The organism is Acetobacter indonesiensis, assembly GCF_000963945.1.
GTDB classification, from domain to species: domain Bacteria; phylum Pseudomonadota; class Alphaproteobacteria; order Acetobacterales; family Acetobacteraceae; genus Acetobacter; species Acetobacter indonesiensis.
The window spans coordinates 12,861-26,272 of record NZ_BAMW01000078.1; the positions used below are offsets into that span (position 1 = coordinate 12,861).

General features: G+C 47.8%; 14 protein-coding genes. 3 read left to right on the forward strand and 11 right to left on the reverse strand.

Going from position 1 to position 13,412, the window contains the following annotated elements:
- Positions 1 to 382 precede the first annotated feature (382 nt).
- The 8 genes from cynS to Abin_RS14130 all read right to left on the reverse strand — a co-directional run bounded on the left by cynS (position 383) and on the right by Abin_RS14130 (position 8,267).
- On the reverse strand, positions 383 to 826 hold the full coding sequence (gene cynS / locus Abin_RS14095) for a cyanase (RefSeq protein ID WP_048848056.1): 444 nt from the start codon (positions 824 to 826) through the stop codon (positions 383 to 385).
- 91 nt (positions 827 to 917) lie between these two features.
- Positions 918 to 1,808, reverse strand: a complete 891-nt coding sequence (locus Abin_RS14100) for a dihydrodipicolinate synthase family protein (protein ID WP_048848058.1) — start codon at positions 1,806 to 1,808, stop codon at positions 918 to 920.
- A gap of 514 nt (positions 1,809 to 2,322) precedes the next feature.
- Positions 2,323 to 3,114, reverse strand: coding sequence for an ABC transporter ATP-binding protein (locus Abin_RS14105; RefSeq protein WP_048848060.1), 792 nt, complete (start codon positions 3,112 to 3,114; stop codon positions 2,323 to 2,325).
- Positions 3,104 to 3,964: an ABC transporter permease gene (locus Abin_RS14110; RefSeq protein ID WP_086660068.1), complete on the reverse strand. Its 861-nt coding sequence runs from the start codon at positions 3,962 to 3,964 to the stop codon at positions 3,104 to 3,106. Before Abin_RS14110 ends, Abin_RS14105 begins: the two co-directional genes overlap by 11 nt.
- On the reverse strand, positions 3,961 to 5,217 hold the full coding sequence (locus Abin_RS14115; protein ID WP_255319365.1) for a CmpA/NrtA family ABC transporter substrate-binding protein: 1,257 nt from the start codon (positions 5,215 to 5,217) through the stop codon (positions 3,961 to 3,963). Before Abin_RS14115 ends, Abin_RS14110 begins: the two co-directional genes overlap by 4 nt.
- Before the next feature lie 4 nt (positions 5,218 to 5,221).
- The gene (gene rd, locus Abin_RS14120) at positions 5,222 to 6,565 is read right to left on the reverse strand and encodes a rubredoxin (protein ID WP_048848062.1); all 1,344 of its coding nucleotides are present in this window, start codon (positions 6,563 to 6,565) and stop codon (positions 5,222 to 5,224) included.
- Positions 6,562 to 7,719 carry an acyl-CoA dehydrogenase family protein gene (locus Abin_RS14125; protein WP_084593674.1) on the reverse strand — a complete coding sequence of 386 codons (1,158 nt, stop codon included), beginning with the start codon at positions 7,717 to 7,719 and terminating at the stop codon, positions 6,562 to 6,564. Before Abin_RS14125 ends, rd begins: the two co-directional genes overlap by 4 nt.
- Positions 7,720 to 7,724: 5 nt before the next feature.
- Entirely contained in the window at positions 7,725 to 8,267 is a 543-nt protein-coding gene (locus Abin_RS14130; RefSeq protein ID WP_048848064.1) for an OsmC family protein, read from the reverse strand.
- A gap of 113 nt (positions 8,268 to 8,380) precedes the next feature.
- Between Abin_RS14130 and Abin_RS14135 the strand changes: the two genes are divergently transcribed.
- On the forward strand, positions 8,381 to 9,025 hold the full coding sequence (locus Abin_RS14135) for a TetR/AcrR family transcriptional regulator (RefSeq protein WP_048848065.1): 645 nt from the start codon (positions 8,381 to 8,383) through the stop codon (positions 9,023 to 9,025).
- Between the two features lie 117 nt (positions 9,026 to 9,142).
- Here Abin_RS14135 and Abin_RS14140 read toward each other — a convergent pair whose 3' ends face one another.
- Positions 9,143 to 9,322, reverse strand: coding sequence for a hypothetical protein (locus Abin_RS14140; RefSeq protein WP_143217209.1), 180 nt, complete (start codon positions 9,320 to 9,322; stop codon positions 9,143 to 9,145).
- A gap of 155 nt (positions 9,323 to 9,477) precedes the next feature.
- Between Abin_RS14140 and Abin_RS14145 the strand changes: the two genes are divergently transcribed.
- Positions 9,478 to 10,107 (forward strand): peroxiredoxin, encoded by a 630-nt coding sequence (locus Abin_RS14145; RefSeq protein ID WP_048848069.1) that lies wholly within the window; start codon positions 9,478 to 9,480, stop codon positions 10,105 to 10,107.
- A 137-nt stretch (positions 10,108 to 10,244) separates the two neighbouring features.
- Entirely contained in the window at positions 10,245 to 10,958 is a 714-nt protein-coding gene (locus Abin_RS14150; RefSeq protein ID WP_158319923.1) for an RBBP9/YdeN family alpha/beta hydrolase, read from the forward strand.
- Between the two features lie 143 nt (positions 10,959 to 11,101).
- On the opposite strand, the gene Abin_RS14155 is transcribed toward Abin_RS14150, so the two are convergent.
- Positions 11,102 to 12,475, reverse strand: coding sequence for a short-chain fatty acid transporter (locus Abin_RS14155; protein ID WP_048848074.1), 1,374 nt, complete (start codon positions 12,473 to 12,475; stop codon positions 11,102 to 11,104).
- 65 nt (positions 12,476 to 12,540) lie between these two features.
- The gene (locus tag Abin_RS14160; protein WP_048848076.1) at positions 12,541 to 13,374 is read right to left on the reverse strand and encodes a BKACE family enzyme; all 834 of its coding nucleotides are present in this window, start codon (positions 13,372 to 13,374) and stop codon (positions 12,541 to 12,543) included.
- Between the last annotated feature and the right edge of the window lie 38 nt (positions 13,375 to 13,412).

Consider the following 13,412-nt stretch of genomic DNA (forward strand, 5'->3'; position numbering starts at 1 on the left):
ATGATGAAAAACATGGCGGCAGGTTTGCAACGGGAATGATGGGCCGCAAAAGACGTATCTTGTGCCATATTAGGACATGCAAGCTCACATAGCAGTATCTTCACACACAAATGCGTGCGAAACGATCGGAATGTATGTTATTTCATGTTGGGAGGAAGTATTCGATAGCGGTGTGAAAGTTTCTTCTTTGAGACTAATTGGCGTGTTTGAAATTGTATAGGCTATCAAATGGGAAAATTTTGATACGAAAAAATTTTAGGTTTGTGTTCAAAAAATATTTTATGAAGGATATAATCTTTTGATTTATAGGATGTAATTTTATCTGCCGTTAGTGACAGATGCTCTATGGTGTCCGTGAGCATCTGCCTTGTTGATTATTAGCTTAAAATTGCTTGTATGGTAAAAATTTTCCGCTAAGAACAATTTTTACACGATCTCCAGCGTTATTTTCTTCTCTCTGGATAGCCATATTAAAGTCTATAGCGCTCATAATACCGTCGCCAAATTCTTCATGGATCAAGGCTTTGAGTGTGCTTCCATATACGTTCAACATTTCATAAAACCGATAAAGAACGGGGTCTGTTGGAATGGCGGTTGGCAAAGTTCCTTTGGATGGAACAACCTGCAACCATTTTACTTCTTCGTCTGTAAGATCAAAAATCTCTCCTACAATCGCCGCCTGACTTTCATTGAACGTCATTTGCCCAAGGCAGGCGGCTGTAACCCACTCTTTGCTTGAACCAACCTTCTTGGCGATATCTGCCCAATTTAATCCTTTTAAGACTTTTGTTGAGATGATTTTTTCAGTTACAAGCAGGCGATTCATGGCAGTAAGTTCCTAAAGAATTTACAAGAGAACATTAAGAATATAGCGAATTAAAAATCTTAAACAAAAACAATCAAATGGGAACCAAATTTTATTGGTCGAGTAATGCCAACGCTGCAACCACACGGTTTTGATCGCATTCAGCCAAAGGTAAAATTGGGCGAGGAGGCAGGGCATTTGATAGCTTGAGGTGATTAGCTGCAGCGTAAGCTACGCGAAGGCTGCCAAATTCTCGAAACAGTTCCCATAAAGGCAAAAGATTCTGTTGGTGCTGCTCGACGGTGGTGGGGTCTTCTACGGCTACAGCATCCACTAATGCACGAGCAATCTTCGGTAAAAAGCCGCCAAGGACGCTGAACCAGCCATCGCATCGTGCGAAAAGAGCTTCTGCAGCAATCCAGTCCCCACTATAACCAATCGCAATTTTACCAACTGGACTTTGACGCATTTGCTTTAGTTCTGCTGCTACGTCTCCTTCTTTTGGAGGCGGCATCTTCACAGCCTGAACAGTCGGTAGGTCTGCCAGACGTCCCAACAGCTCTTGGCTGAAAGTGAAATGCGTAGTGCTGGGATTATTATAAATACAAAGAGGAAGATCCGTTACTTCTGCAACAGCTTTATAATGCTGAAACGCTTCCTCCTGTGTCAGCGGGGCGTAGGAGACTGGAGCCAGAAGTAGGCCGTCAGCACCTTCTGCAGCCGCGTCACGCGCAAGATTTTGAGCATCATCTGTGCGTAATGAACCTATCCCGACAATAAGAGGTGTTTTTCCTCCCACGGCTTGTATCGCCGCACGGACAGCCCGTTTTCTTTCCGTCCGCGTGAGATAAGCATAAACCCCTGTGCTGCCAAGCAGCCCGATAGAGTCTACGTTATGAGCAGAAAGATGCTCGGCCAGCATCATAACGTCATCGGTATTAACAATGCCATGTTCATCAGCCGGAGTAATGGGAAAGGCAGAAAGACCGTGAAACAATGACATTTTCAAATCTCACTCATGGAAAGCACTTTGACGCCTATGGATTTCAGGTAGCGTTTGGTATTGTGTAAAGCTTGCCCGATACATAGTTTATTGTCGACTGGTGCAGTATGACTTGTCTACATGGAATCTTCACACTGCTTCCGTAGCCTCTGTATGGCGTCTGGAGGCATGGGGGCAGTCATCAAGGAATGGTAGTTCATACAGGCAGGCGTAGCATTAGACCGATGTTGAGACTGGTGCGCACAGCCAGCGAGCATAGTGGTTAGAAAGGCTATTGTCAGCCAGTTACAAATCATACCTATCACGTTGTTCTTCCCACAATTAACGTGTCCCCAGTCTTTTTGTCTGATGCTCTGAGCAATCGCAATATTTTGCGGGAGTACAGACAATCTTCTCCTAATTGTAATCACTAAAGTGTTGCTTAGGTGGGAGAGTGAGTAAATATTATTCATTATTACAAAAAATACAAAACATTTTGTAATAGAATTATTTTTCAAATTTGTAATTTTTGTAATTACTTGTTGGGTTTCACAAGAAAATCCATAATGTGTTTGCGAAGGTCTGAATAGCCTTCCTGATGATGGATTTCTGTCCGTGATCTATTCTTTGGAAGAGGGTTCTCCACAATTTCTGCTATGTGTGCGTTTGGTCCTGTGCTCATAAGAACAAGACGATCAGCCAGCAGGATAGCTTCATCGATATCATGGGTAATCATGAAGACTGTTTGGCTTGTCTGGGTGCAAATGTTCAAAAGCTCGTCCTGAATGACGCCACGTGTCAGGGCATCAAGGGCACCAAAAGGTTCATCCATCAAAAGCAGTTCTGGCGTTGTCGAAAAAGCACGCGCGATGCCCACACGCTGCCGCATACCACCGGATAGTTCTGCTGGGCGTTTATGGATGGCTCCTGTCAAATTAACCAATTCCAGATAATGTTCTGTTTTTTTCTGAACATCCTCACGTGGCATAGCAGGGTGCCGCGCACGGATAGCCATGGCAACATTTTGTTCAACAGTTAGCCACGGCATAAGGGCGTGTCCTTGAAAAACAACACCTCGGTCTAGTCCCGGACCTTTGATTGCATGACCGTTTATTGAAACCTGTCCTGAAGTGGCCACTTCAAGACCTGCCAGAATGTTCAGAATTGTGCTTTTTCCGCATCCAGAATGGCCGATCATGCAAACAAATTCGCCACGAGCAATGCTGAAAGAAATATCAGAAAAAACAGACGGGTTATTTTTTGTGTATTGCTTCTCTAGTTGATTAACTGTGACCAAGGGAAGAGGCTGGTTTATTCTATTCTGCATAACTAACTCTCCGTTGCAGAGCTGCAAAGGTTGTGTCCAGGATCATTCCAGTAATCCCAATAAGCAAAACAGCCAGTATCACATTAGAAATGGAAAGATTATTCCATTGGTTCCAGACAAAATAACCGATACCAGAGCTTCCAACCAACATTTCTGCCGCTATGATAGCAAGCCATGCGATACCCAAGCCGACACGCATCCCAGTGACAATGGTCGGTGCAGATGCGGGAAGAATGATAAGCCAGAGGCGTCTGGCCCATCCCAGTTCCAATGTTTTAGCAACGTCTAGCCATTCTTTCCGTAATCTGCTGACGCCAAAAGACGTGTTAAGTAATATTGGCCAAACAGAACAGATAAAAATAACAAAGATCCCACACTCTTCCGCATTTTTAATGGTGTAGAGTGCAATTGGCATCCACGCTAGTGGCGAAATTGGTCGCAAAATCTGAATAAATGGATTTAAGGCGGCCCGCAGAATAGGCTGTTGCCCCAATAGGAGGCCTAAAGGAACAGCGACAAGAACTGCAAGCCCATAACCAATAATAACACGGTATAGCGAAGCGCCTAATTGCCAACCAATCCCACGATCATTTGTGCTAGTGTTATGAAAGGGGGCTTTCAGTTCTTGCCATGCCTCTAAGGCAAATTGCCGCGGAGACGGGAAGTTATGATCAGGCTGTTGGGTAGCCTGCGTATGGCCCATCAAGATCTCGTATTCTCTGTTTTCAGCAGAGATGTCGTGCGACTGAATGCTATTTGACTCTGTAAGATATTGCCAAGAGAATAGCAAAATCAAAGCAAGGATGAGGCTGAGCACAACCCCCTTGAGGTGATCCGCTCTACTCATCATGGCTTGGTGCCTTGTGTGGATGGGTACGTCGAGGCCGTGAAAGGCACTCCTAAAACCTGAAAGTCAGGATAATTCGTATTTTCAGGAGAGGGGAGGTCAGCTAACGCAAGCGCCGTCGCTTGACGGCGGACATCAGGCAGAAGAAAAACTTGCTCAACGATGTTTCTACTATCAACTGACCGAGGAATGTAGCCCCAGCGTTGCATTTGTTCCATCATCCAAACCCCGGAGGAATAGTAAGGAAAGGGGCTGAATTCGGCGCGATGCAGGTTATTTTTAACGTTTCCCAGACCATCGGCATAATGTCCGGTCAGTCCTTGCCGGATGACTAGTTCTGAGTGATTTAGATATTCGGGTTTAGAGAGAATCTGAGCAGCTTCCAAACGATTTTCCATTTTATGCATGAAAGCAGCGGCACGTATCATGGCGCGCTGGACCGCTGCATACGTGTTTGGGTTTTCTGCAATGAATTCCTCTGTCATGCCCAACGCACAACATGGGTGACCATCCCATATTTCAGCTGTTAGAATATGTAGAAAACCAATTTCGTTTATCACTGCACGCTGATTGAATGGTTCTGGCCCCAAAAAGCCATCAATATTTCCTGCACGGAGATTAGCGACCATTTCGGGTGGGGCAGTGACGCGTAGTGTCACGTCATGATCAGGGTCTAAGCCGTAATGCGCCAGATAAGCTCGGAGCATAAGATTATGCATGGAAAACTCGAAAGGGATGGCAAAAGTCATACCCTTCCAGTCTCGTGGATCGCGGCGCTCTCTATGCTTCAATGCCAGTGTAATCGCTTGCCCGTTAATGTTTTGCATGGTGACTGCACGAACGGGATGCGGGGTATGCCCCGCACCGGCTGAAAGAGCCAGTGGCATGGGGGAAAGCAGATGGGATGCGTCAAAACTACCGTTTAGGAGATTGTCGCGTATAAGGGCCCAGCCCGGGGTTTTTCTGAGTTCAACGGTAATGCCCTCATCCTGAAAGTACCCTTTTGCTTGCGCCATAATCAAAGGAGCAGCACAACTGATTGGGACGAAGCCAATTTTCAACGCTTTTTTTTCAACCGGATACGGCACTGCAGCATGGGATTGCGTTGCTATGCCGGACAAGGCAGCACCAAGCGTACTTGCCATGAACCCGCGGCGAGTAAACCCATGCAAATCACCGCAAGGGCAAGGGAGCACAGGAACTGTTTCAGGGCAGGCCAACTGTGGTCTGCGAAAGATGTTTGAAAGATTTTTCATGCAGTCAGGCTTTCAATGTGGCCGTAATAGTGTGGCCTTGTTTCTGCTGCATAAGCAGGTGGGAAGGGGACGATTCGATAACCTCCCATGCTCGTTCAGGGGCAGGTTTTCCTCGTAATTCCAGAGGCATAATCTGGCTTTTAAGGCGAATAGTTGGATATGTATGTTTATGCTGCTTGCGCGGAAGGTTAAGGAGCGTGTGCGCAATGGTATCAGCTTGGGCTGCAATTGGTGCGATATAACGGCAGGTTTCTCCATTTAGACTGATGCAGTCTCCCAAAGCATAAATTGACGGATTACTTGTCTGAAGTGTCACTTCATCAACAATAATTCCTTGGTCTGTCAGAAGGTTTGCCATGTGTGCTAACCGAAGATCCGTTTCCAGACCAACTGCGGATATAATGATATCGCTCTCAAACGACTGTCCGGATGAAAGAGTGATAGTCTTTCCGTGGGCATGGGGACTGACAGCCGCAACTGTTGTTTTGGTGATGACGGTAATACCGCACTGGCGCAGCCGTTGTTCTAGTAAAGTGCCAGCGTGGGCTGGGACCAGAGTGTCAAGGGGAAACGGGCCTTGAGTTATGAGTGTGACCGCATGTCCAGCTGTCGCGGCGTCCTCAGCCAGTTCACATCCGACTAAGCCTGCTCCTACCACGGTAATACGGCGAGGCTGAGAGCCAATATGATCACGCAATTTCAGCCATGTGTTAAGGGTATTAATTTGCCAGACTAAAGATGTAGGAAGGGAAGGTAACGTAATGGGTTTGGCACCCTGAGCGATCACCAGATTTTTGTAGTTCAGTGTTCCACGTGTTGTACGCAAGCGGCGTGCGGCAGCATCCAAACCAACCGCTGCTGTTTGTGCAAGCAGACGAATATTTAGGCGTGCTGCTGCTTGCTGGCCCGTCTCTTTGCAGAGTGTTTCATGTGTCAAGTTGCGTGTCAGCGCGACTGAGAGTTCAGGCTTTATATAAACATCGCCAGAACAGGCAGTGACGAGTGTGATCGCTACAGACGCGTCGAGTTCACGTAATTTTCGTGCGACAGCCCATCCTGCTGTGCCTGCCCCGAGAATAACGATGGAGTCCGTTTTCTGACGCGTGATAGCGGGTGCTACTTTTGGTTGATATGCTGGAGCGGGGCTGGGGATATAGAGTTCAAAGTCGGCTTTTGTGACGCCACATAACGGGCAATACCAGTCATTAGGAATATCTTCAAAACGTGTGCCAGGTGCTATGCCACTATCCGGGTCTCCCTTTGCCTCATCATAAATCCAGCCGCAAACGGTGCAGATATAGGTTGCGACAGAAGGCTTTTCTGGGTGCGTTGTAGACGGGGAAGTCATAATGGCAGTTTCTCTCGAGAGAGTTGAGCCATTTCTGAGCGGAGATGTTTGATGGCAGGGGTTACAATAGCGACGAACTGGGCTTCTCGCATTCTTCTTTGTGGTGCTGCACTGCTGATGTACCCGCGCGCGCCCTGATGTAGTAAAGCAGATTGTGCTGCGCGCAATGCAAGTTCAGATCCCTGTTCCCGTGCATCAAGAACATTTAAGAGATAATCTGTGTCTGAAGCCTGGGGCTTCTGGGTAAGGGTAAGCACGCGATTGAGCAGATTGTCCAGTTCAGATTGAACAGTATCAGGGCGGTCTTCCAGATATTGGTTCACGTGTCCAAGTGGCCCTTCAACCGCACGCATACTATCAATCGCGCCCTGAATAATACCTACAGCTAGACCGCATTGCAGAAGCAGAAACGGGATTCTGATGCGTTGCAGTAAGTCTCCGGCGGGAGCCGCGATAACATCCTGATTTGGGATGAAATGATTTTCCAGCCGAATGCCCCAAGTACTGGTTCCTTCCATGCCGGAGAAATGAGGGCATTTGAAAAGCATATCCGGCTTGTCAAACCGAAGCAGGAAAAGAACTTTTTCCGCACTGCTTCCATCAAGGCTTGCAACAGCGCCACAGTAGTGACCTGGGGCAATATGACTGACCCAGGGGAGCGTGCCATTGACATTGTATCCGCCTGCCGTGCGCGTCGCATGCAAGGCAATTTTTTCAATCCCTGCCAGCGCTTTTATGGGGTTGGATAAAGCCGTACCACCAAACTGTTCAGCGTTAAGGTGCTGGGTCAGCAGGGCATCATGTAAAGCCGCAGCAGGTGCTGCGGCGAGGTATAATGCACAGGCCATGTGGCACCATACAAGAAAACCAGTTGAACCGCAGACGCGTGATACGGCGGCTAGCCCCTTGATAGCCTGCACCAGATCGGGATTTTCCTTATCCGAAAAAGGCGAAAAAATCCCTGCGTCTGCCAGACCTTTCAAGATATCAAGCGGATAATATCCCTCTAGGTCAATTTTAACGACAAGATCTGCTAACTGGTTGGCGGCAATCTGCTCAATTTTTTCCAGCACATGATCTCTCCCTTTATGGCCGACGCTATGCGGGGCTGTAGGTGTCAGGTCTGCTAATGGGGTGGATATGTGCTGGGTCATAAGACTTAGTCCGCCAAACTGACGGTCAACGGGACGGGATTGCGAAGCGTGTTTGCAACAGGCGAGAATGTATTGGCGTGTGCAACAATCTCATCCAGAACATCACGAGGAGCATCGCCTTCTACATTCACGCGAACCCGAACCTGCTTAAATCCCATTTCTTCGGGTTTGCGTTCCGCGCCACCAGCGCCCCAGGCAGCGGCATTCCCAATATCGCCCTCGAGCCAAAGTTCAAGCTTGCTCAATTTTACCTGCCGATAGGTCGCAACGGCCGTAATGCCCACAGCCAGACATCCGCCAAGGGCAGAAAGCACGATTTCCCCAGGGGCTGGGGCTGTATTCTGACCAAAAAGGTGCAGCGGTTCATCAACTACTACCGGCGCGTGGTCACCTACATAGCTTAGTGTGCGGTACTGTCCTTCAGTGACAGTATGCACTTTATTCGTGCCAAATCCCTCAGGGTTTGCTTTGCCTTTTTCCGCAAATTCCAGAAGGCCTTCACGGTTAATCGGTCGAAGATAAGTGGTAACAGTTGATGTTTCAGGCATTTCACGCTCCAAAAACAACGATAATAAATAGTATTATCATTAGAAATCGTTATTTATGGGTATACCGGTCAGTCTATGTCGTCAACATCGAAATTGCGTGGTAAGCAAACATCATGATTGACGCCATTCCCTCCCTTCTGCCGACCTATGCGCCGGAGACAGACGTTTCTGTTCCAAATCAGGATGCGGGGGAGGCTTTGATAACGGCTGCCATCTGGCTGTTCTGTCGGAATGGAATTAAAAATACCGGGGTCGAGAAAATAATATCACGCGCAGGCGTCTCTAAAATGACGCTCTATAATCGCTTTTCAACCAAGGAGGGCTTGGTAGCCGCTGCGGTTGAAGTCGAGGCTGAACAGTGGAGGGAGTGGCTTTTCTCATATGTAAGAAGCGGGGAGCCCGATGCGCAGTATGGGCGGATATTACTGGTTTTTTCAGCCTTGTTCGACTGGTTTTCGCGCAAAGATTATTTCGGCTGCCTGATTATGAAAGCCGCTATCGAATTTGGAGATGATTCCCCGGAAATTACCCGCATATTTAACGCCCATAAAACCGCAATGATCTTGTTCCTGACAGAATTATGTGAGGATAATCAGTGTGAGAAATGCGATATCCTTTCATCAATGCTGATGACTATTGTTGACGGAAGTATCGTGAAGTCTCTTCTTACAAAGAATGCAGATTACGGTTTGGAAGCAGAGGAAATGGCGAAAATCATTATTGACTCATTTTTACCTTTTGCTTTATCCGGTCAATAAAGATGTTGATATGCGTATAGTATTTTGATTTTTTTATTTGTATTGACTTGCTGTGTGCATATTTTCATTAGATCACGAAAGATAATAGCCCTCTAGTCTTTACGGTCTGATCTGTTTTCACCGTGATGCCAGTTGCAGCAGGTGCGGTGTCAGGTCGTATTGGAACAAGCAGGCGGTAGCGTCAGAAAGAGCAAAAAGCACGGCTCGCGTTTCGTGCGCAGGCAGAAAAGCTGTCCCTATAATGGCAAAAAGCCCACCTGTGGCTAAAGCAGGCCAAAGCGCTTTCCTGAGCGACATTGTTTTCTCCATGAGGTGGGATTCCTCGTTCTCTGTGCGTTCAATTGCTCGGTAACACTGTTCCACTAAAATATGATGAATTATAATTTTTACAACGATAAAAATATGTGCTTATTTTTATATCTGATTTTATTGTGTGATTCTGAGGTGAACTTATGACACTCCAGCTTGGCCAGACTGCGCCTGATTTCGTGCAGGACAGCACCCAGGGACACATCCATTTTCATTCATGGCTCGGGACTGCTTGGGGCATCCTGTTCAGCCATCCAAAAGATTTTACCCCAGTCTGCACAACGGAACTGGGTGTGGTCGCCCGTCTTGCGCCCGAGTGGGCTAAACGGAAGACCAAGGTACTGGGCCTGTCTGTTGACGGGCTGAAAGATCATGCGGCCTGGGAGGCAGATATTGCTGAAACGCAGGGCGGTGTTGTGAATTTCCCCATCCTCGCGGATGCAGATAAAAAAGTGTCCACCCTGTATGGCATGATCCATCCGGACACAGATCCCAAGGTGACGGTAAGAAGTGTTTTCATTATTGACCCCAACAAGAAAGTCAGACTGACACTGATCTATCCCCCTTCAGCCGGACGGAACTTCGATGAAATCCTCCGTGTGCTTGATAGTCTTCAACTGACAGACCAACAGAAGGTGACAACGCCCGCGAACTGGCTGCCTGGGCAGGACGTGATCATTGCTCCCTCAATCAGTGATGAGCAGGCGAAAACGCTTTTTCCTCAAGGGTGGAAGGCTCTCAAACCCTATCTGCGGTTAGTGAAACTTTCATAAAACAAGCAGAGACAGACTGGTCAAAGAAGAGGATTGTCAGGGTGCGACACGGTGTCATTAAGCGGACGTCTGAAGCAAAATATGCAAGAACCATGCATTCGGCAGACAAAAAGACAGTTGTGTCGCAGCCCGCATTTTTGAGACAGAACTTAGCGAAGAAAAGAGCATCCTCTCTACAGACTAATATCGAGCGTGATGATGACGCGCCTGCTGATATAGTCCGGCACCTTTCTACGTCTCTTGCAGCGTTTGAACTTGTTATTGTGCCGGGTCTGGACGGTTCTGCCCGGCATCATTGGCAGTCCCGCTGGCAGACTCTTTTTCATGCGGGCGATATTTCATTCTCAAGGGCCAATCAGGAAATCTGGTCAAAGCCTCACTATAAAAGCTGGATTTTAACTCTGGTTTCTACGGTGAAAAAAAGCAGAAAACCGGTTTTGCTTATCGGGCATAGCCTGGGGTGCCTTCTGATCGCGCATGCCGTTGAACAGGGACTGTTACCGGATACGGTTGTCGGTGCGCTGCTGGTTGCACCAGCCGATGTCGAGAACGGGCCCGAACACGATCTCTCCCGTGTTGCTGCGTTCAGTCCGGTGGCACTTTCACCGCTACCGTTTCCGGCGTTAGTTGTTGGTAGTCTTAACGATCCCTGGCTGAGTGTCACCCGTGCCCGCATGTTGGCCCGGCATTGGAATGCTTCTTTTGTTGATGCTGGTCGTAAGGGGCATATCGGTAATCAGAGCGATCTTGGATATTGGCTGGATGGATTGATGTTCCTGGATCGGTTGGCCCAAACCGTTCTGGTAGAGACAACGGGTCTACGGCATCCCCATAAAAAAACACTACAATAGATGGACTGGTAATCTTGGATAAATATTTATCAAACACTGTCTGTATGGGGAATGGCTTACCATAGCCTCTACAGGCGTCCAGATAACTTCGCCTGTAGAGAGTTGTGAAATATCTTTTACACGCGCATTAGTTTTTGTAATGATTACCCTAGAAAAAATACTGAGATTGAACAAATTATAAGAGAGATAATAAATGTAATGGATGTAAAAGCCATGACACGTTGAATACCAATTCCAGCAATAGCTACGATAGGAACAGCCCAGAAAGGCTGAAGCATATTCGCGACGTTTTCCGCTATGGCTACGCCCATGATCACATGCGGAATTGACGCATGCAGACTTAGCGCCGCAGGAACAACGAAGGGGCCTTGCACTGCCCAGTGACCACCTGCACTGGGAACAAGAAACGTAATAATAAGAGAACTGATAAAGCTCCAGAAGGGAAGGGTCTGTGCGGAAGCAATATGCACAAAAAAGACAGAGATAACCCCAGCTAGACCAGTCGCGGTCATTATCCCCATAATTCCACCATAGAAGGGAAACTGAAGCAAAATGGGACCAGTTTGTGCAATAGCTTCTTTTACAGCGTTTACGTACGCTATCGGGCGCTTCTGAAGCAGAAGACCTACAATAAGAAAGCTAAGAATAAGACTATCAATATCAAAACCAAAGCCATGATCATACCAGTGAAGAATAAGCGCACCCAAAGCAAAAAAGGCGATGCTAAAAGAAAGAACTGGTGAATATTCAACTATGGTACGAGGAGACCATTTGGAGGGAAGGGTATCCTGTTCTTCATTGGTGGGAGAGGGGGCAGCTTCTAAATAAACGGATTGAGATGCCGGCGGACAGAAATACGGAAAAACCACTGCAGACGTAACGACAGTCAGAACTGTAGGAATGAGAGTAAAGCCAGAAAAAAGAGACTCTCTAAGAGGCACGATCTGTCCTGTTAGCTGCTCCACAATGTTCATGGGATTTCCGTGGGTCGCTTGAGAAAGGGCGATGGAGCTGGACAGGCCGGAGTTGCATAACCACCATGCTGTATAACCGCAGGCAACCAACCAGCCATAATCAACCTTTATCTGCCGCGCAATTTCTCTGGCAACAAAAGCCCCAACGACAAGACCCAAGCCCCAGTTCAGCCACGTCGCGGGGACGACAAGAGCAAACATCATGATAACAGCCTGGCGAGGTGTACTAACCCATCTTACAAGACGGCTTAATGCCTTCCTGACAGGTTTGGCCCCTGCGACAGCATGCCCTGTAACCAGTATCAGCATCATCTGAAAGGCAAAGGCCACAATTTTGAAAGCGCCAGTGTACCAAGCATTTAGAATATCAGTCGGTGTGCCATGTGGTGCTAGCCCCATTGCGAGCAATGCTGTCACAAACGTCAGCAGGAGTGCGATAACAAAGGGCTCTGGCATATAACGATCAAAAAAGATCACACAAAAATTGACCAGAGAACGCTGGAGGGAGTTTTGGGAGAGAGAGGCATCGATTTTTTTTTGCATGGTGGCTCACTCGAGAGCGAAGTGCCCGACCGTTGTCTATGGCACAAGCGTTGGAAATAGGATGATCAGGCGCTTTTCCGAAGCTGCAAGATTTGACGTGCTTCAGCCGGGGTCGCTGGGCGTCTGCCGTGGGAGGCCAGCGTTTCTGCTGCTATTCGCACCAATTCGGCGTTGCCGGAGGCCAGTTGATTTGTATTTATCCGAATATTGTCTTCCATCCCCGTCCGCACAGCATCTGCGCCTCGCGCAAGTGCCCAGTTCATGACGGGTAGCTGGAACTTACCGATCCCGGCGGCGGTCCATGTTGCATGCGGCAGAATACGCTGTTTTTCTGCCAGAAGAACATCCAGTAAATGCTCTTCTGCTGGCATCGCATTTTTCACCCCCAGTACAAATTGAACATGCGGGTGGTCATTTATTAAACCTTCCTCAATCAAACGCCGCGCTCCATGCAAATGAGAAAGGTCAAAAATTTCGATTTCAGGTGCGATATCATGATCGCGCATTGAGGATGCAAGCGTGTTTACCAGAGAAGCACTATTTTCATACACAATAGTAGGAAAATTGACTGACCCTGTTGAAAGGGATGCCATATCTGGTCTTAAGGGTAAGGAACTGCCGCGCGCGTTCGCATCTCTGCCACGACCTCCAGTGGAAAATTGGATAATCATACCGGGGCAATACTGAGTGACCCCTTCCTGCACAGCCTGAAAAAGATCGGGGTCCGAAGACGGTGTTTCGTCAGGATTCCTGACATGAATATGCACGAGTGACGCGCCAGCTTCAAATGCTTCGTGGGTCGACTCAATTTGCTCGGACGGTGTTACTGGAAGTGCTGGATTATCAGACTTTCTCGGTACAGAGCCTGTTATGGCTACGGCGATAACGGCAGGACGCATGGGGATTTTCCCTTCTTGTGGCACCTGATTGTTGATTT

What these genes read in the sequence shown, in the direction of transcription:
- cynS (WP_048848056.1), bottom strand. Translation starts at nt 826, where the DNA reads ATGAATCGCCTGCTTGTAACTGAAAAAATCATCTCAACAAAAGTCTTA.
- Abin_RS14100 (WP_048848058.1), bottom strand. Translation starts at nt 1,808, where the DNA reads ATGTCATTGTTTCACGGTCTTTCTGCCTTTCCCATTACTCCGGCTGAT.
- Abin_RS14105 (WP_048848060.1), bottom strand. Translation starts at nt 3,114, where the DNA reads ATGCAGAATAGAATAAACCAGCCTCTTCCCTTGGTCACAGTTAATCAA.
- Abin_RS14110 (WP_086660068.1), bottom strand. Translation starts at nt 3,964, where the DNA reads ATGATGAGTAGAGCGGATCACCTCAAGGGGGTTGTGCTCAGCCTCATC.
- Abin_RS14115 (WP_255319365.1), bottom strand. Translation starts at nt 5,217, where the DNA reads ATGAAAAATCTTTCAAACATCTTTCGCAGACCACAGTTGGCCTGCCCT.
- rd (WP_048848062.1), bottom strand. Translation starts at nt 6,565, where the DNA reads ATGACTTCCCCGTCTACAACGCACCCAGAAAAGCCTTCTGTCGCAACC.
- Abin_RS14125 (WP_084593674.1), bottom strand. Translation starts at nt 7,719, where the DNA reads ATGACCCAGCACATATCCACCCCATTAGCAGACCTGACACCTACAGCC.
- Abin_RS14130 (WP_048848064.1), bottom strand. Translation starts at nt 8,267, where the DNA reads ATGCCTGAAACATCAACTGTTACCACTTATCTTCGACCGATTAACCGT.
- Abin_RS14135 (WP_048848065.1), top strand. Translation starts at nt 8,381, where the DNA reads ATGATTGACGCCATTCCCTCCCTTCTGCCGACCTATGCGCCGGAGACA.
- Abin_RS14140 (WP_143217209.1), bottom strand. Translation starts at nt 9,322, where the DNA reads ATGTCGCTCAGGAAAGCGCTTTGGCCTGCTTTAGCCACAGGTGGGCTT.
- Abin_RS14145 (WP_048848069.1), top strand. Translation starts at nt 9,478, where the DNA reads ATGACACTCCAGCTTGGCCAGACTGCGCCTGATTTCGTGCAGGACAGC.
- Abin_RS14155 (WP_048848074.1), bottom strand. Translation starts at nt 12,475, where the DNA reads ATGCAAAAAAAAATCGATGCCTCTCTCTCCCAAAACTCCCTCCAGCGT.
- Abin_RS14160 (WP_048848076.1), bottom strand. Translation starts at nt 13,374, where the DNA reads ATGCGTCCTGCCGTTATCGCCGTAGCCATAACAGGCTCTGTACCGAGA.